Below are 17,963 nucleotides of genomic sequence, written 5' to 3'. Positions count from 1 at the left end.
TTTCGAGATATTTAGAAAACCATTCAAAATACCTTTTACAGAAAACGCCTTTTATTCAATGTATCGTTTACAAAACCATTCAATTTACAGTGAACAGCTTGTAGGCAGAATGCCTAGATTGAATAAAATGTTTATGATTGTTTGAATAAGTTTGTTAAAGGTATTTTGAATAGATTGGTAAGTAACTCTATTTTATATACTTACAAACTAATTGAGTTTCAATTCACTTTCACTCACTTACACTTCAGTTCTGTTGTGTTTCACGGTCTCAGATTTTTACTCCCTCTATTTTCAGTATCACAGGCCACCCCTATCCTCTTCCCCCCCTGCCACTTGATATTTTCCACGAACTGATCCTAAGGCAGTGGGGAAAGTACTGATTTTATTTCGGTCTCATCACCTGTTGGCTACGACACTTGGGGAGGAAAACGATAATCAGGAGACTTGAGCCCCCATGAATCCGATTATTTCGGGGTGGCGGTAACGGTGATATTGGTGGGGGGTGACTGGACGTTGCCGGGGCCGGCGACAAATCCGAGGGTGATACTGCCACCGGCGGGGATCTCCGTATTCCACGCGAGGGGGGTCGCTGTGTGAGTGTTACCAGAGGGGGCGGGGATTGCGGCATTCCAACAGTTTGAAATGCGCTGGGTCATGTCAAATTTCAGGACCCAGTTTTTCATCGTGGTGGAGCCGGTATTTGTCAGGATGATCTGGGCTTGGAACCCGGAGCCCCAATCGTCGGTGACTTTATATGAGACTTGAAAATTCCCGCTTTGCACCGTGGTATTTGGCCCGGTCGTGGGCCCGGTCGTGGGCCCGGTCGTGGGCACGGGTGTGGGCACGGGTGTGGTCCCTGTGCCGATCAGCGGGGCCAAGCTCGGGGTGAGGTAAGCGAGTTTGGTTTGGTTCACCGTTTTCCAGTCATCATTAAGGATCCCGCCGGTATCACCGCTATTCGGGTTAAAGCACCAGAATGTGAAGCTGATACCTTTTTTACCGGCGGGGATTGAATTGCTCCCGTTGAGGGCGAAGTCACCATTCATATATTTGACTAATGAACTGAGCCATTGCTGGTCCGAGGTGGTCAGGAGCTTGGTGCCGAATTCCCCGATGAGGATGGGCGCGGTATTTTCCCGATAGATATAGCCCCAGAATCCGTCCCAGATAGCCGGAAGGTTATTTGGGTAATTCGGTGCGCTGAACCATGTTTGAGCGAAGACACTGGCGGGATATTCGTGCGGGGAATAAACGAGTTTACCCGGTTTATCCAGTGAGACCGGGAATGAACGCACTCCCGAGAGGTTCCCCCCCCACCAGGTGGAGACATGATTAAAACCTTCGACGCCTTCGACGATGATGAGCCAGTCGGGATTGGCTGCGAGGATGGCATTCCCACAGCGTTCAGCCGCCTTATTCCAATCGGTTGCGGCATTGTTATTCCCCCACGTGGCGGAATTTTTGGGTTCATTAAAAAGGTCTGCACCGATGACGGTGGGGTTACCTTTATAACGGTTCGCCAAGAGGGCCCAATCACTGATCCAGCGGGCCTCGGTGTAGTAGGAATCGCCGGGGATGTACCAGAGGTCTTCTGAGACAAAATTATCGGCTTTGGCCGAATGCCGGTCGAGGATCACACGCAGGCCGAGGGTCCCGCAATATTCGATGACTTTGTCGAGGGTTTGGAGTGGGGTGAGCCCTTGCAGGTCAGGATTTTTCGAGAAATCAATGCTGCTAGTGGCCGCGCCAGCGCGGAGCATTTCATTCGAGTAAGGAATCCGGATCGTATTAAATCCGAGGGAACGGATCTGGTCGAGGGCTTCCTTATAACCACGGGTCCAGAGGCCGTGCAGGACTTTATTCCCGGTTTCGAATCCGAACCAGTTAATGCCTGTGATCCGGACGGTATTGCCCGAGCTGTCGACAAATTGATTCCCGCTCGTCGAGAGGAATCCATTCGTGCTCCCGGGAGAGGGGGAAGGTGTGGGCGTCGGAGTGGGGGTAGGTGCGGGTCCTCCACTGAGTAGAACGGGTGCTGCGTAATACCTTTGGACTTTGGTGATCCACCAATTCTCGTCACTCGTCGGTGTGCCTACCCCGTCGGTACTGTCGCCGACACCTGCGCCGAAGAGTAGGACCGTGGCCCCGGCATCACGCGCGGCGGCGATGTGTGAGTCCCAGCGCACGCCCCCGGTTTCCTGTGTGACACGGACAGCGGGATCGGTTCTGAGGAAATAATCCAGGCGCGTACCCGTGGCCGTAAAACGGTCACCAAAGAAAAATACGGGGGCCGAATCCTCATAACTCCGTGACACATTCCGCAGATCGGGGAATTTGCCATCAGGGGAATAGGGGTTATTCTCCAGCGAGGAATTTATCCGGCCCACGGGTAATTGCCACAGGACCACGGGCAGCCCGGTTTTGGTTTTGATGGCTTTGACGAATTCCAGATAGTTGCCCCAATGGGTGGCATTCCAGAACCAAGTGGAGTCAGCAGGGTTTGCATTCTTGCCTTCCGCCCCGGCATCCAGGCCGTATTTATCGACGGACACAAATGAGGCCCCTTGGGTGAGGACCCCAGCGCGGACATAATAATCCGCGATGGCCGAGGCTTCCTTTGAAATATCCGCGCGGCCCTGAGTAATGCCACGATCATCACTCACCCGCATCAAGCCTTTGACCCCGATGGGAGTGGTCCATCCCCCGGAGGGTGAGGCCCAGAGGTTAAATTGCCAACCGAACCATGCATTAGGCAGGTTTTTCTTGATCGTGTAATTAATGGCCTCGACCATGCCGCGGACGGTATTTGGAAAAGCCGGGTCGCTGGCGGCCACGAGTACACCGGAGGAATAAACCGCATCCGTGCGGGCCAGGAGGGTCTCGGGATTCTGGTTGTTTTGGGCGAGGTATCCGATGAAGTCGGGTTCAAGCACGATCCCGACGATCTCATCACCGGCCTCGGCTTTGGCGAGGTCGAGGGCGAATTTTAAATCGGTGAAATATCCCTGCATATAAGAGTGGTTTTGTATGTGGGAGACATCGGTCGTGTAGCTCTCCCCCCCATCGGGGATATTATAATAGACGAGAACGGGGATCATCCCGAGCTTGAGGCTTTCACGGATGAAAGAGGTGACGCGGAATCCGTCGGTATCCGTCCAAGTGCGCCAGCCGACCCCTTGGTTTTTCGGACCACCATTAATATAGATGTAACGCATGTCCATGCGGCGGTTCTTTGCATCGCCCGAGAAAGCCTTCCAGAAAGAGAGGTCTGCGTCGGAGTCTTCACTGACTGAACCGATCGAGACGTAGGCGGGCAGGCCGGGGAGTTTCCCGTCGGCTTGGCGGACACGTACACCGATGAAACGCACGTCACCGGATTGGGGGTCGGTGATTTTAAGTGAGGCGCGCCCGGGCTGTTTGCCGCGCAGGCGGATGGTACCCGTGGAGACGGTGCTGGAGGTCAGCACATCGGGATTATTCAAAAGCAGGGTGACATTGACCGGGTTACCAGAACGGGTCACAGCGAGGTCCGTATCCTTGGCGAGGTCGATAGTGACTTGGCGGGCTTGGGAGGTCACGTCGACACTGGGGATCTTGAGCGTGCTGGCCCCACCGCTGGCGTAGGAGGAACTATCACTGATCGCTTCCCCGGAGGCATTCACGAGTTTAACCGTGTACCCGTAATAACCGTAATCACGGTTCGACACGCGATAACGCGCGGTTTGTTGGCCATTAACAGGGGAAGGTGCAGCGGCCCGGTAAATTTCTTTGCCGTCTTCGAGCAGGACCCAGCTCGTGGCATCGGTGCCGCTCCACTTGGTCCATTCCACATCATAACCTCCACCCGCCGCCCAGTTCTTATAAATGGCGATGGTCGGTTTGGCGGGGGCACCGGAAGGAGCCGGGGTCGGTGAAGGTGTCGGGCTCGGCGTCGGAGCAGGGGTCGGCGTCTGGGATGGTGTGCCGGGTGAGGCATCACTGAGCACGTAATTTGTCGGGGAGACCTTGAAATTCCCCGGAGTGGCGGTGAACCCGAAGGAGACTTTGCCCCCTGGAGCAATTTGTTTATTCCAATCCGCTGCGGCTACCGTGTATTTTGAGCCGGAGCGCGAAACCACGGAGGCATTCCATATTGAGGCGATAGCCGGGGACATGGTGACTTCCAGTCGCCAGTTATGAATGGTCTTTCCTGTGTTATTGGTGATTTCGATTTCACCTTGGAATCCACTATTCCAATCATTGATATTTTTGAACACCACTTGAGCCTGTGCCTGTGATTGGTAAACCGCAAAAACCAATAGGGCAAACAGGAGATTTGACAACCTCGAACCAGCTATTGTTTTGATGCTTTTTATATTATTCATAATTACTAGAATATATTTACAATATAATTTGTCAACTTTTATTTATTAACTAATTCTAGATAATCGCCGGAATATTAGTTTGATAAGCATCGCCAGCTCCATTAATGATAGGCACTTTCGAGGTATATGAAACAATTCAGCTATCAAGCCTATGATAAGGGGGGGAAATCCGTTTCGGGGATAATCGAGGCGGATACGCTTAATCTTGCGAGCCGCCAGATTGAGCGGATGGGGCTACAGCCAAAGCAAATTGCACCCGTGCAAATGGCGGATAAACCCGTCAAAAGTAATACGAACCCCGCCGCTGAAACGCCGAAGAAAAACTTTGTCCCATCCGGCAAAACCATTCGCCTGAGCCAGACGCAACTTGTCCTATTCACCGAGGAACTCAGCGAATTGCTCGAGTCGGGCCTGCAATTGGAGCAAGCCTTGGGGGCGATGGAGAACCGGAAGGAATTCAGCCAGATCAAAGAAGTCACTGCGACCTTGCGCCAATCGGTGCGTGAAGGCATGAGCTTTTCCCAATCGCTCAAAAAGGCGAGTCCGAGCTTTGATGAGCTTTATTGCAGCCTCGTGGGTGCGGGGGAAATGGCGGGTGCCCTGCCGAAGATCCTCAAGCGCCAGGCGGAGCATTTGACGGCGATGGAGGATTTGCGTTCAAGGGTCATCCAGTCCTTGATTTATCCTTCATTCATTGTTTTTGCGGGGCTGGTACTGATGTTTTTCTTTATGACATTCCTGGTGCCTCAGTTGACCACACTTTTTACAAAGACCGGGCAGAATCTACCCCTGCCGACGTTATTACTGATCAAGATCAGCAGTTTTTTTAAACAATTCTGGCCTTTTATTATTGGGCTAACCATCGCTGGCAGCGGCGGATTTATCGCCTATATCCGGACGGTAGCGGGGAAAAAGTGGTGGGACGTAGTGGTTTTGAAGATTCCCCTTTTCGGGCGGATTCTGCGGGCTCAGGCCATCGCGCAAATTGCGCAGACACTTTCGACTCTGGTGGGTAATGGGTTACCCTTGATGGCGGGGTTACGCCTCGTGAGCCAGACGTGCGGGAATACACAGCTCAAGAGCAATTTGCTCAAGACCATGGAGATGGTGGGGGACGGGCAGAGTTTTTCCAAGGCACTGACAAAAACAGGCAGTTTCCCCCCGATGGTCATCGACAGTATCTCGATCGGGGAACAAACCGGGGAACTCGCCCTAGCCCTGGAGAGGATCGCCAAAAGATATGACAAAGAGCTCAAGAGGAGCATTGAGGCGATGACATCGATGATCCAGCCGGTGATTATTGTGGTATTATCCTTACTGGTGGGACTGGTGGCTTATTCGATCATTACTGGGATATTTCAGTCGATCTCCGGCTTGCGGGTCAAAGGATGATCGCGAGAAGATAAGATTAAATTGTGAATTTATCGTTAAAACGCCGAAATGCCTATGAAATGGCTTGCTTCAAATAGACGATTTCATGAGGATACGCCCTGCATGCAAAAAGGGGTTAATAAACTATTCATCGTACTGGTGGGGATTTTGATTTTGGGGACCGACCTTCGAGGGGCGACCCAGGACAAAACCATATTTAATTTATTAGACTCATCCCGTCATGGAGGGGATTGGGTAAGTCTCTCCGAAAACCGGGAGGGGGAAGCCACGGCGATCCTTTCATTTGACCTGAAGCCCTTGACTGGAAATGCGGGAGTGGCTGTGACCCTTGTTTTTCGAGAACCGGAGTCCGGGTACATGAAGATTTTTTGGACAGGGGAAAGCAATAACGAAACGTTGTCGGACGATTTTTATGATGGGATCGCATTACCGAATCAAAAGACGATAGTGATTCCCTCGCGGTTGACCCAAGGGTCTGGTACATTGGAAATCCTCTATACGGGTAAAGCGGGGAGTGTGCGGGCGGTTTCATTTGAAGCCCTCGACCTTGAGACGGTGGCTTCCGCAGGATCTTTGGAGTCTGTTTCCTATGTGGCGCGTTCCGGGCGGGCGATCCACCGCAAAGATGTCAGCGGGGATAATGTAGCCTTGATGAAAGATGAATGGCAGGGGAACACGATTTTCGCCCCCTTGATCGACCTGCCGGAGAAACTGAATGAAACGGTGGCTGTCTCATTTTCCGTCGAGCAATTACCCCTCTTGGGCCGTTTATCCGCAAAGCTTGCGGGTGTGGATGCCTTCAGCCGGATTCAAGTCTGGATCAATGGCCACAATGCCGGGGCTTTACAGGTGCATTTTCCTGAATTAAGCGACATGGGATACAGGCTGGGCACGGATGGCAAAATCGTTTTTGACGGTTGGGCGCAGGCGTCATTATTGGTTCCGGCGGACCTCCTCCTGTCGGGGGAGAATATGATCCAGCTTATCCTCGAGTCTGACACAAAGAAGAATTTTGCGGTTAAAGAAATGGTGATCCAGATGAATTATCCGGCTGTGGCAGATACCAGTGCGGATAAACCATCCGAAGGGAATCCCGACTCCGGGGACGAAGCAAAATCGTCACCCCCCGCGGCACCTAGAATGAATGAGGAAAATCATGAGAACGACGCCTTGCCGACCCCTTGAATCCACCGAGAAAAAAATGCAGGAGCGGAATATTCCCGGTGGTTATACACTCATTGAAATCATGCTTGTGCTGGCGATCATTTCGGTATTGCTGGGCGCGGGAATATACACACTCGTCGGGAATCTGGATACCGGGCGTGAAGTCCGTGTGAAAGCTGATACTGCTGCGATCATGACACAATTGCGGACTTATGAAGCCAGTAACCTGATGCTGCCCACCAGTGAGCAAGGGTTAAGGGCCCTCGCTGAAAGGCCGACATCCGAGCCGATCCCAAAAAGATGGCGCCAGCTTTATCAAAAGCCCCCCGAAGATCCTTGGGGCATGCCTTACCAATACCGTTATCCCGGGAAGAAAAATCCCAATTCTTTCGATATTTACTCTTATGGCCCAGACCGTAAGGAAAGTGACGACGATATCGGCAATTGGGAGGATACCACCACAAAATGAACCGGAATGCCAGCCGGTATATTGCAGCGTGGTGGCCCAGGCGTGATGACGGAGGGTTCACATTATTAGAGATGACCTTGGCCATAGTTTTGGCGGTGATGTTTTCCTCCATGCTGGTGCCCCTGTTTGATACGGTGGTCGTGGAGAAAAGATTGCGGGCGGGTTCTTCTCTCTATAGTGAATTTGCCCAGACGGCATTCCGCGAATCCCTCAAGGAGGGGATTACCTACGAGGTCCGATGGAATGACAAGACGATTGAACTGATGAAATATGCCCCCGCTCAAAACGGGGGGGGTAAGGAGCCTGAAATCGTCAAGGTGCAGGATATTCCTAGGGGTATTACGGTGACAAATCTTTACTCGGTGGCTAAAGGGGACGAGCCGAACCAATGGAGTTTTTATCCAACGGGAGTTTGCCAGCCCATGAGGCTTAAACTCATGCTGGGCGGGTCATGGATTGACCTGACTTTCAGCCCGTTGACGGCATCGGTCATTGAGGAGTCGTATGCATTCTAAAGACCCGTGCAAATTGCACAAGCCTGCCGGGTTTACCTTGCTGGAGGTGATTTTAGCCACGAGCCTTTTTGCGCTCGTGATCGTAGGCTTTGCCCAGATCATGTCCAAGAGTATCGAGATTCATCAGATCAATTTGCGCGAGCGGATGGTGATGAATGCCCTGCAAAATAATCTGGAGACAGCCTTGGCCAGTGAGAGGTTGTTGCCAGGCAAAACCGTCTTGAGTGACGGTGAGTATCAATCAGTATCCACACTCAAAGGGGTTGTTTTTAAAAGTGATATCGAGATGGCCCAAATCAAAAACCAACGGGATGAAATCCTCAACGGCATGTACCGCGTGAAAATCACGGCCCAGTGGGATGAGGGTGAGGGACAGGAACAAGAAAGGGAGGCGGAGGTGTATGTTTACCGACCTTAGGTATCAAAGGGGGTTCACCCTTTTTGAAGTGATGATGGCCGTCGCGATCGTGGCGATGATTGCCGGTAGTTTATTGGTGATGGTCCAGACGATGACATCCTCCACGGCGGATGTGTACCAGATTAATAGCCGTTACGATCAGGGGCTCTCGCTGATGAGAGCCTTGCGTACACAATTCCATAATTTACCTCCGCAAGCGGTGATTCAGTCATTGGAAGGTGGGAATGGAGAGACCGGATATAACGGGTTAATCATCTCAAACGGCCCGAGTATTTTCCGAGGAAATCATTCATCCGCGCGATCCACGGTGACCATCTTGCGTGAGGAAGCCCAAGCCAATGGGCAAAAACAGCTCGTTGCGATTTTTCCAGGGCAAGCAGCCCTTGATGGTAAACGCGGAAAGGATTTAAAGGATGAACCCAAGGTGGTGCTTCTTAACAATATCAAATCCATGGAATGGGGTTTTGCGGCGGCCAATCAAAAGGGTGTATTAACCAACTGGGTGGGGCAGACCACCCGTCCGGTGATGATCATGCTCAATCTTCAATTGTCGGATTTACTTGAACCAGTCAGCGGGACATTTTACCTACCCCGCACGATTTCGATAAGTCCTCTCTCAGCTTTACAGAATAATGCCAGCCCCCTAAAAGACGAGACAGAGGGCCCTGCTCCTCAAAACAAAACGCCCGCCCCACAACAAGGGAGGAGATAATGGACAGGCGACACGATTTTCAGTCAGGGGCGATTCTCCTTTTGGTGTTATGGGCCATTGTCGTTTTGTCGATCAGTGTCTTCGCGCTTTTGTCCACGCTGGAGTGGAATACATCAAAATTCTCACTGGAAGCAAAACGTTTCAAAGCTTACCAATGGGCCCGGAGTGGGTTAGCGTATGCCTTGAATCCGGAAGTGGAAATGGACAGTCCCCTTTTGACGGGGGAGAAAACTCCCGAGGGATATTTCGAGGTGAAGATGAAAACGGAAACCTCAAAGTTAAATATCAACGAGTTATTAAATATCAAGAACCGGCCTGTGCTTGAGCGGTTATTCACATCGTGGGGAATCAAGGATCAGGCCCAGGGGAAATTAATCGACCGCCTCATGGATTGGGTCGATAAAGACGACCTGCGGTTGTTGAATGGGGCTGAAAAGGATGATTATGAAAGGCAGGGGATGCAGGCCCGGCCAAGGAATGGTTATTTCCAGTCGGTGGAGGAAATAAGGCTGGTCATCGGTGCTGAAGAATTATTAAATGAAGCCCATCCCGGATGGGAGGATGCATTCACCGTATTCGGTTCCGGCGAAATCGATATCAATAGGGCGTCAGGCGATGTTTTGACGGCTTATTTAAATATCAATCAATACCAAGTCGAGGCCCTGATCGAACAGAGGGAGTCCCTCCGGAAGCAGAACCCGGAGTCCAAAGGCTTTGAGAACTTAGACCAAGTCAGGCAGATTCTGGGGATGAGTCCTGAGCAATTCAAAGTTTTTGAGGGGGCTTTGATTTTAGATAGTAGTATATATGATATAGAAAGCACGGGTTACACCGGTGATGTCCGGCGTGTGATCCGAGTGGTGGTTAACCGGGCGGGAACACCGGGGGAATATTACCTCTGGCAGGAAAAGTAAAAAAAAGTGAAACCAGGAAAACAACAACATGACCTTTTGATCATACCGGGGCCCGAAACCCGGCGTACGCTCCTGCTCGCAAAGGAAGGGGTCCGGGTTTTAGGCGAGGGCGAGGATATTTCCCGTATGAAGGACCGGGGCCATATCCGTAAGACTTATTATTGTTTCGGGGTCGGCGACGTCAATGTCTTGCCTCTTTGGGTCGGTGGAGCTGATGATACGCAGGTCAAGGAGGCTGTATCATTCCAGCTCCAGAAAAGGGGATTATTACCGCCCCATGACAAAAAAGCTTGGGATTATTCTGTGATCACCCGCTCAGAGGATAAAAAAGTGCTCGTTACGGCACGGATCCTCAATGAAAAAGAAGGGGAGGATTACAGCGGGTATAAGGGTGTCTATTTCCAGGTGAGTGTAGGAATTTATGATTTGCCCGCCAGGAGTATCGTCATACTCAAGGAGTCCGGAAAGTTAGTCGCAGTTTTTACCGGGGAAAAAGAACCGGTTTATTACCAGTGCATGGACGAAGATACCGTATCCCCTTTTCTGGGGCGTAGCCTATTTTGTATCGCCAGTGATTTGGAGGCCAGGAGGATGATTGTCTCGCCCGAAAAGATCCTGGTTTCAAGTGGCTTGGGCCTTGACCTTGGTTCATTTTTCTCGTGTCCAGTCGCGGCGATTGACACCTTGGGGTTCAAGCCTCTCGGGGATGGGAGTGGTCTGGTGCCGGTGACTTATGAAAGGCATTTGGAAACACGGGAGGCGGCACGCCTGAAAAAAAGGATTTTAGGCGCAGCCATCCTTGCGTATATTCTTTGCCTAGCGGTAATGGGGGGACTGCTGGCTAATCTCTGGTGGCAAGGCAAATCGATCAAAAAAGAAATCACTCGAGATGAAGTCATCGTGGAAAAAATCAAAAACGCGGCTAACCAATGGAGGGTGCTGGACACGATTGTGGATACGGGTAAGTCCCCTTTGGAGATCCTTTACTTGGCTACAGAGATGCTGCCTGCCGAAGGGGTTAGGTTAACCACTTATCAATATACCCCCGGCAATATCATCATGATCGGGGAAGCCAAAAATGCGGGACTCGCTTACCAATACGGGGAAAGTCTGAAACAAAATGCGGCTCTAAAGGCCTACGAATGGACACTTCCCCAACCCCGCCTCCTGCCTACCGGTGCTGCTAATTTCCAAATGGAGGGACGCCGCCGATGAGTCCCCGTGAACGCAAACTCCTGGTTATTTTTTGTGTGACGATTTTTATCATCGTAAACCTTCTTATCTTGCCCCGGCTGCTCAGACTGCGGACACAGATGGAGTCTGATTTGGTTCTGCTCAGGAGTCAGCGTGATGAATCGCGTTTTTGGTTGGGCGAGAAAGACCTTTGGTTATCGAGGGGCAAATGGTTAGCAGACAAAACACCGCAATTTGAGAATGAAGGGGCGGCAAATACTGCCTTGCTCGAAACTATCCAGAAAGGTGCGGCCCAGAGGAAAATCGAAATTACGGACGTGAATGTGGTTGATGCCGTGGAGCACGGTAGGCTGAAGGAAACGGCAGTTAAACTTAATGCCGTGGGTCCGAGCAAACAGATGATCGAGTGGATCCATGAGCTCCAGCAGCCCGGCAATTTGCAGGGCGTCAAGGAATTATCCGTGAAAGTCGAGGAGGATCGAAAACGAATCCGTTGCCAATTGAATATTATTCGTTTTTATACAATGAAAGCCCAATAGCTGGCTCAAATATGATTTCCCGGACCCCCATAACATTATTGATCGTGGCGCTTTTGACGATATCGCCGACGGGCGCATTTCTTTGTTTTGGCGAAAACAATAGTGAATCGTTGAGCCCCCAAGTGCCCCCTTTGGAACGTTATAAAAGACTTTGGGAGAATTCCCCTTTTACCCTGCCGACGAATGATCCTAACGCGGGGGAAGTGGCGGGTTTAGCGACACAATATAAATTATTGGGGTTATCAAAGGCGCATGGTGATTATCTGGTGAGTGTTTTGGAAATTGCCAGCGGAGCGAGTATGACTTTAGGGAAAACCCCCAATGAAAAAGGACTTTATATCGAAACGGTGAAACTGAATGATAATGTCATGGAGATGGAGGTGACCCTGTGCCGTAATCAGGAAAAAGTGGCATTGCGTTTTGACACCGAGGCCATGAAGACAGCTTCACCGCAAGGACCGGCCCCGGTGCCGGGTGTAATGCCGGTGGGGCCCCCTCAACCGGGGACCGGTGTGCCGACAGTCAATACCCCGCCGAGTCCGCCTAAAAGAATTATCCGTAGGAGCACGGGAGTACCCAGCCAAAGGCAGTAAGGAAAATATGATGAGAAATTTATCTGTATTATTAATGGCATTATTGTTTGCCCCGCCCCTTTTGATAGCCCAGGGGGCTGACGGGGTATTTGATTCACAAGTCCCAGCGGACCCCGCCACTCCACCAGAGTCGAAGGCTACCGGCACCTCCGATGGTGAGGAATTGACGCCCTTAGTCTATCCGAATATCGATGTGAATGAGATCCTGAATATTTATCAGAAGATGACGGGCAAACGGATTATTAAGGATGTAAATGTGCAGGGTAGGATCAGCATCATCTCGCCGCAGCCGGTTCCTAAAGAACAGGCGATCCGGATTATTGAAGCTGCCTTGGCGATGAATGGGATATCATTGGTGCCCATGAAAGGCGAAGATGCCATAAAAGTCATTCCCCAAGGTAAAAGCCCGCGGGGGGAAGGTATTCCCTTTTATGCGGATGCCACTAGCCTCCCCAGCGGGGATACGATGGTGGATTATTACATGCCCTTTAAATATATTACGGTTAATGAGGCGATGCAGATTTTTACGGCATATTTGCAGGGTGGTGCGACACCGCCGCAAATTGTTCCTGTCCAGAATACCCAGGCGGTTATTATCACTGATAAGGCCTCAAATATGCGGAAATTAATCGAGGTCCAAAAACAAATCGATGTGCCTCCGGCCAAAGTAATCAGTGAGTTTGTGACGCTGGAAAGGGCCGATGCGGAAAGAGTGGTCGAGATCATTACAAAGATCCTGGATAATCGTGAACAACAAAGTGGTGGCGCTCCGCTCGGGCCTCCCGGTGCCCCCGGCGCGACGATAGCCGGATCAAATATTTCCCAGACAGAAAAGGGGCTTGTCGCGGGAACAGTGAAGTTGATTCCTGATCCACGGACAAACCGGATTTTTGTCAGTGCCAGGCCCGTGAGTTTTCCTTACATTAAACAATTGATCCAGGAGTTTGATAAATCAATCAAGCTCGTGCCCCCGCTGGAGTATCCGCTGAAATTTATTCCAGCCGGTGAAGTCTTGCCCCTGCTAGAGTCCACCCTCTCTGAAAATAAGGACCAGCAGACTACCTCCTCTGGTAATCTCGCCCCCACAAATGTGAATCGTCCTCAATCGTCGGCTCCTCGGGCCGGAGGCGGTTCCGCCGACCGGCAGTTGGCGGATGGAATGGAAGCATTGGCCGAGCCGAATGGTGATACGGCGCCACAATCAATCACAATCGGAAAAACGCGCATCATTGCCGACAAAAAGGCTAATTCAATTTTGGTGATGGGTTCCCCAGAGGTGGCAGAGAAAGTGAAAACGATTCTGAAAGCGCTCGATAAACGCCCGCAACAGGTTTACCTCGCGACAGTCATTGGTGAATTATCCCTGACTGAAGGTGATGAGTTTGGTGTGGATTTCCTCCAGAGATATGCGGGGAGTGCGAAGAACGGGGCGGCTAGTTTTTCTCGGACAACGGGAGAGGGGGCATTAAGTGTCACCAATGGCCTGAACCCCTTGCAGGTCTTGGCCGCAGCGACCACGGGGTTAAATGTCTATGGTAAACTCTTGGGCGACCTTAATATCCTGGTCAAAGCCTTGGAAAGTAATAACCGTTTCAAAGTCATATCCCGCCCGGTGGTTTATACGATCAACAACCGGAAGGCGACAATATCCTCAGGGCGTCAGGTGGCTGTTCCCACCCAGACACTGTCGAGTTTTACCGGAGACTCCACCCCCGTGACCCAATCAAATATCCAATACAAGGATATTGTCTTGCAGCTCGACGTGGTTCCTCTGATAAACTCGGATAAAGAAGTGACCTTGGAAATCCTCCAAACCGCAAATGATCAAGCGGGGAGTACGGTGATCTCGGGCAATACGATCCCCACGATCAGTACCAAAGTTTTAAAAACAACGGTCACCGTGCCGAGTGGATCCACGGTGGTGCTTGGTGGTTTGATTTCCGACCGGACTAGTCGTGATGTGACAGGGGTGCCTGTGCTGAGTAGTATCCCACTCTTGGGTTATTTATTCAAAACGACAAAAATCACGACCGACCGGAGTGAATTGATTATTATGATCCAACCTGTGGTCGTCGATAATAACATGGAAACCCAAATTGCCAGTGATGCCGAATTAGCCCGTACTCAGTTGAGGCCTTCAATTGAACGTGTCGCGAAGGAAAAACCCGAGAATAGTGTCCGCTCCGGGAAGAAAAAACTCAAGGACGACACTGAAAAGAAGAATTTCTGGGAGTAATCATGGATTTGATTCCGGTACTAGTGGAGATCGCCAAACAAAGCGGGTGCACCGAAGTGGATGCGCTCAAGGAGAAATTTGTCGAGGCGGGGCAAAGTGGATTATCCTTTGTCACGGAAGCCCTCGACTCCGGATTTATCGATGAGGACCGTTTTTTACAAGGGATATGTGAATGGTTGAGCCTAGACTGGCAACAGGATGTGATGAGTTCCCTTGACCCGGGATTAAAAAATATTTTGCCTGCGCAAATTGCGTTGCGCTACCGCGTGGTGCCATTCCGTCAGGACGGGGCTTTGACGACACTCTTGACTTATGATCCGTTTGATTTACTCGCACGGCAATCGGCTGCACAACAAATTTCAGGCCAGATCCTTTGGGCTATCGCCCCCCGCCGCCATATCCTGGGTGCCCTCAGGCAAATCTACGGTGTCGGGGCGGAAACTTTCGATGAGATCCTCGAGGGCCGCCAGGATATCGAAGATTATCTTTCTCAGAAAGAAGAGATTAATATTGTGGACTCGGAAGACCCGGAAGCTTCCGTCGTGAAATTCGTTAACCAGATCATCAGGGAAGCCCTCCAGGACCGGGCGACGGACATCCATTTTGAACCCCTTGAGAACGATTTGCGCGTGCGGTTTCGGATCGATGGCGTCCTGCATGAAATCCCCGTGCCCGACCGGATCAAATTGCTCCAGTCATCGGTGATCTCACGCTTGAAAATCATGTCGCACCTTGATATCGCCGAGCGGCGTTTACCCCAGGACGGACGTATCAATATGGAGTACCAGGGCAAACCCGTCGATGTGCGTGTGGCGACGATTCCATCGGTGACAGGAGAGAGTGTCTCCTTGCGTCTGCTTAGCCAGGAGAAATTCGACTTTTATAAACTCGGACTGAATCCCGCTGCTGAAGAAAAGCTGCGCAATTTGCTCGCCCTGCCCAATGGGATTATCCTTTTAACAGGCCCGACGGGCTGTGGAAAGTCCACATCTCTTTACACCTTTTTATCTGCGATTAATACCCATGAACGGAGGATCGTGACCGTCGAGGATCCAGTAGAATACAAGTTGCCCGGGGTCATCCAGATTGCGGTCAAGCCGGACATAGGCCTGTCCTTTGCCGCCGGACTACGCCATATTTTGCGTGCTGATCCGAATATCGTGATGGTCGGTGAGGTGCGTGACGTGGAAACGGCCGAGATCGCCATCCGCGCCGCATTAACCGGGCACTTGGTCTTTAGTACACTGCATACAAATGATGCCATCGGGGGGATCACACGTTTGGTGGATATGGGGGTGGAACCATTTTTAGTGTCTTCGGCTGTCCGTGCTTTCTTGGCCCAAAGACTCGTCCGGGTACTCTGCCCTGAATGTAAAGCCCCAGCTTCTTATCCAGCGGGTTATTTGAAAGGGATCGGGTTCCCACAAGGCATGGAAGACAAAGTCCGTAAAACGGTGGGGTGTGAACATTGCAAGAATACCGGGTATTCGGGAAGAACAGCGATTTTCGAGATATGCACGGTTTCTCCCCGGATTACTGACTTGATTATCCAAGGCAAATCCGCATCGGCACTCATGGCCGTGGCTATCGAGGAAGGTATGAAGACACTCCGCGACGCCGGTTGGGACAAAGTCATCGAAGGGAAAACAACCGTTGAGGAAGTCCTCCGCGTCACCTCGGCGAATGTCGAGCAATTAGATGAATAAAATGAGGTGGAGAATCCGGCTTTTTCGGAAGGATATTTTTTTAATCTTATGAAAGAAAAACGGGTTTTAATGGCGTCGATCGGATTGAATGTCCTTCTTTTGGTCACTGTTTTTATTTTATCAATCTCCAGCAACACATTCCGTGGAATATTCACGGCGGATGGTCAAACAGCGTCCTCACAAAGTGGAAAAGGATTTGTTTCGGACGGGGATATTAAGGGAAAGGATTCTTCCAGTGGTAAACGCCAAAAGTATGCCTCTATCACCGAAGGCGGGATAGATTGGTCAAAGGTGGAAAGTGAGAGCTTTGACGAATACCGTTCGAATCTTCAGGTGCTGGGCCTGCCCAAGCATATCGTCGATGACATCCTTTTTATGGATATCAGTCGCCAATATACCGAGATGGCAAGGGGGATGGACGGTTCAAAAGAATATGAATTCTGGAAAAACCAAAATAATTTCGGTGGCGGGATGACTCCGGAAAAGAAAAAAGCTGTGATGGATATGTATAAACAAAGAAATAAACTCTTTGAGGATTTGACCGGAGTCTCCATTGATGATTATTCAGAGGCGATTTATGGTGGTTACCGTACTCATCAAAAGAAGATGAATAGCTTTTTGTCGGATGATAAATTAAAAATAATAATGGAAATGGAACGTGAATTTAATGAAAAACAACAAGAAATTTACGTCCGGGCCGATGGCATGTTTACGACCTTCGATCAACAGGATCTCGAGAAGATAGAAGAAGAAAGACGTCAAAAAATCAAATTAATGATGACTCCTGATGAATGGGAACAATACCAGATGCGTACCTCGCAAACGGCTAATAATCTCAGGAATCTCCAAGGACTTGATCTTTCAAAGGAGGAATTCGCCAGCTTATTCAAGATTCAACAACCCCATGATGAAAAATATAATAATAACCGTTTTGGCCGACAACAAAATCTAACTCCTGTACAAGTCCAGGAACAACAAAAAGCCCAAGTAGAACTCGAGCAGAAAATGAAGGAAACCCTCGGTCCCGAAAGATATGAGGAGTATAAGATGTCCCAAGATTACCAGTACCGCCCACTGTACGGGATTGTCAAAAGATTAGATCTGCCAAAATCAGTAGCGATAGACGCTTATAAAACAGTCAAACAATTCGAGAATGATCTCAATACCCTGCAAGTGAATAAGAATCTCGATAGTACAGCAAAAAAAGTAGAGTATGAGAAAATGAAAAAAAGCTTTCAGTCGAAGCTCAATACTATGCTGACTGAAAGGGGAGCCGAGTCCTACCTGCTACAAGGCGGGCGTAATTTGATGTACCGCCCGTTTTGAGTCTTTTAAAGTCCAGGATCACAAAAATCAAAAAGAACTCGAAATGGAAAGGTTCAATTTTGGAGGACAGACATTGGATAGCAGGTCGTATCTCTGACAAAATTCGCGGCTTCGACTTTCTCCGGCACTCGCACCGATGATGTCTTCCGATTCACCAAGACAGCACTCCGTTACCACTCTGACGCAATTTGCCCATGGGAAAAAGTTCTCGCCAAGGACGCAAAGTTTTTTGAATTTCCCTGTGTAGGGCGACCGGCTCGGTCGCCTCCTGGGGAGCAATTTGCTCCTTGCAACTGGAGGGACAATATTCCGATTGTCCGGACCGAGCATTCACGGCGATCAGAACCATTCCGACCCCAAACACCTTCGGGGAAATTATTTTCAATCCATCTTTCATCTCGGTAACGGCCCTCACTTGCCT

Annotated in this window: 15 protein-coding genes; 13 read left to right on the top strand and 2 right to left on the bottom strand. The window is 50.5% G+C overall.

The genetic code is table 11. The features are described 5' to 3' along the window. Positions 1–464: 464 nt before the first annotated feature. The gene (locus SGI98_09875) at positions 465–4,364 is read right to left on the bottom strand and encodes a cellulase family glycosylhydrolase (protein MDZ4743709.1); all 3,900 of its coding nucleotides are present in this window, start codon (positions 4,362–4,364) and stop codon (positions 465–467) included. A 126-nt stretch (positions 4,365–4,490) separates the two neighbouring features. Between SGI98_09875 and SGI98_09870 the strand changes: the two genes are divergently transcribed. The 13 genes from SGI98_09870 to SGI98_09810 all read left to right on the top strand — a co-directional run bounded on the left by SGI98_09870 (position 4,491) and on the right by SGI98_09810 (position 17,542). Further along, positions 4,491–5,756: a type II secretion system F family protein gene (locus tag SGI98_09870; protein MDZ4743708.1), complete on the top strand. Its 1,266-nt coding sequence runs from the start codon at positions 4,491–4,493 to the stop codon at positions 5,754–5,756. 102 nt (positions 5,757–5,858) lie between these two features. Continuing rightward, complete coding sequence (locus SGI98_09865) at positions 5,859–6,941, top strand: hypothetical protein (GenBank protein ID MDZ4743707.1); 1,083 nt, start codon at positions 5,859–5,861, stop codon at positions 6,939–6,941. Next, positions 6,913–7,389: a type II secretion system major pseudopilin GspG gene (gene gspG / locus SGI98_09860; GenBank protein ID MDZ4743706.1), complete on the top strand. Its 477-nt coding sequence runs from the start codon at positions 6,913–6,915 to the stop codon at positions 7,387–7,389. The genes SGI98_09865 and gspG overlap by 29 nt, the downstream gene beginning before the upstream one ends. Further along, the gene (locus tag SGI98_09855) at positions 7,386–7,904 is read left to right on the top strand and encodes a hypothetical protein (protein ID MDZ4743705.1); all 519 of its coding nucleotides are present in this window, start codon (positions 7,386–7,388) and stop codon (positions 7,902–7,904) included. The genes gspG and SGI98_09855 overlap by 4 nt, the downstream gene beginning before the upstream one ends. Continuing rightward, the gene (locus SGI98_09850) at positions 7,894–8,322 is read left to right on the top strand and encodes a prepilin-type N-terminal cleavage/methylation domain-containing protein (GenBank protein MDZ4743704.1); all 429 of its coding nucleotides are present in this window, start codon (positions 7,894–7,896) and stop codon (positions 8,320–8,322) included. The genes SGI98_09855 and SGI98_09850 overlap by 11 nt, the downstream gene beginning before the upstream one ends. Further along, the gene (locus tag SGI98_09845) at positions 8,306–9,034 is read left to right on the top strand and encodes a prepilin-type N-terminal cleavage/methylation domain-containing protein (protein ID MDZ4743703.1); all 729 of its coding nucleotides are present in this window, start codon (positions 8,306–8,308) and stop codon (positions 9,032–9,034) included. Before SGI98_09850 ends, SGI98_09845 begins: the two co-directional genes overlap by 17 nt. Beyond that, positions 9,034–9,948: a type II secretion system protein GspK gene (locus SGI98_09840; protein MDZ4743702.1), complete on the top strand. Its 915-nt coding sequence runs from the start codon at positions 9,034–9,036 to the stop codon at positions 9,946–9,948. The genes SGI98_09845 and SGI98_09840 overlap by 1 nt, the downstream gene beginning before the upstream one ends. A gap of 6 nt (positions 9,949–9,954) precedes the next feature. Then, positions 9,955–11,163 carry a hypothetical protein gene (locus tag SGI98_09835; GenBank protein MDZ4743701.1) on the top strand — a complete coding sequence of 403 codons (1,209 nt, stop codon included), beginning with the start codon at positions 9,955–9,957 and terminating at the stop codon, positions 11,161–11,163. Continuing rightward, positions 11,160–11,681 (top strand): hypothetical protein, encoded by a 522-nt coding sequence (locus SGI98_09830; GenBank protein ID MDZ4743700.1) that lies wholly within the window; start codon positions 11,160–11,162, stop codon positions 11,679–11,681. Before SGI98_09835 ends, SGI98_09830 begins: the two co-directional genes overlap by 4 nt. An 11-nt stretch (positions 11,682–11,692) precedes the next feature. Then, positions 11,693–12,274 carry a hypothetical protein gene (locus SGI98_09825; protein MDZ4743699.1) on the top strand — a complete coding sequence of 194 codons (582 nt, stop codon included), beginning with the start codon at positions 11,693–11,695 and terminating at the stop codon, positions 12,272–12,274. A 10-nt stretch (positions 12,275–12,284) separates the two neighbouring features. After that, on the top strand, positions 12,285–14,510 hold the full coding sequence (locus tag SGI98_09820; protein MDZ4743698.1) for a secretin N-terminal domain-containing protein: 2,226 nt from the start codon (positions 12,285–12,287) through the stop codon (positions 14,508–14,510). Positions 14,511–14,512: 2 nt separating this feature from the next. After that, positions 14,513–16,216, top strand: a complete 1,704-nt coding sequence (locus tag SGI98_09815; protein MDZ4743697.1) for a GspE/PulE family protein — start codon at positions 14,513–14,515, stop codon at positions 16,214–16,216. A 48-nt stretch (positions 16,217–16,264) separates the two neighbouring features. Beyond that, positions 16,265–17,542, top strand: a complete 1,278-nt coding sequence (locus SGI98_09810) for a hypothetical protein (protein MDZ4743696.1) — start codon at positions 16,265–16,267, stop codon at positions 17,540–17,542. Between the two features lie 151 nt (positions 17,543–17,693). Here the strand turns inward: SGI98_09810 and SGI98_09805 are convergent. Next, positions 17,694–17,963, bottom strand: a 270-nt coding sequence (locus tag SGI98_09805) for a hypothetical protein (protein ID MDZ4743695.1), incomplete at its 5' end; no start/stop codon positions are given.

Source organism: Verrucomicrobiota bacterium (assembly GCA_034440155.1).
Taxonomy (GTDB): Bacteria; Verrucomicrobiota; Verrucomicrobiia; order JAWXBN01; family JAWXBN01; genus JAWXBN01.
The sequence above is the reverse complement of the archived record's forward strand: the minus strand, read 5'-3'. Positions and strand labels throughout refer to the sequence as shown.